Below are 842 nucleotides of genomic sequence, written 5' to 3'. Positions count from 1 at the left end.
GTGATGGTCCACATCTTGTTGTATTTGTCCATGACCAGCGAAGTAGGTTGTATGCCGATGGTCAGTTCGTCCACGACCTTGTCCGTCTCCGTGTCGATTTTCAGGATGCGGTTCTGGTACGACCAGCAGTTCACATAGACGTACTTGCCGTATTGTACCATTTGTTCGGTGGAACCCGATTCCATGTCCATGTCTGGACATTCGATATAGCCGGTAATCTCGTATGTCTTGGGGTTGATGATGAAGATACGGTAGTCCCATATCTGCGTCACATAGGCTTTCTCATCCGACAGAAAATGGATATACCGGGGTGAGGTGAAACCTGTGATACGGCCCACTTCCTTGAAAGTATTGATGTCGATGGCGAAAATCACATGCGAGTTGTTCACCACGATCCAGCCTATACCGTCCCGGATAACCATAGACTGGGCCACATCGCCCAACTTGAACCCGTTGGCACGGTAAAACACTTCATTCTCCACTTCGCACGTGGCGGGATCGTAGTAGGAAAGCGTGGCATTGCTGTACTGGAAATTCCCCTCGTTGGTAATGAAAAGACCAGAGGCCGATACAGAGAAATCTTCCATCTCTCCGTAATCCCATTTCATGCAACTGCCGAAAACTGGCAGGCAGAAAAGAAAAAGGCAAATCCGTTGTATTGTTCTGCTCATTGTCATTCGGATAAAAAAGAGTACCCGAATCATTACGGGTACTCTGGTTAAGGTATAAGGTTTAATCCTGCTGCGTATATTGTTTGTCCTTCATATTTTGGAAGGTTGGGTTATACCCACATTTCGTCACGCTCCAACTTTCCCCCGTAATCATTCCGTTTTCTATAAACT

The 842-nt window shown here is 46.8% G+C and carries 1 protein-coding gene; it reads right to left on the bottom strand.

What is annotated here, in order from left to right:
* The coding region (locus tag AB5935_RS27720; RefSeq protein WP_368328065.1) for a YncE family protein at window positions 1–704 on the bottom strand (704 nt) is incomplete at its 3' end.
* Window positions 705–842: the final 138 nt, after the last annotated feature.

Source organism: Phocaeicola sp. RTP21198st1_B8_RTP21198_201120, from assembly GCF_040929485.1.
GTDB classification, from domain to species: Bacteria; Bacteroidota; Bacteroidia; order Bacteroidales; family Bacteroidaceae; genus Phocaeicola; species Phocaeicola dorei.
This window is presented reverse-complemented; position numbering and strand designations above follow the sequence as displayed.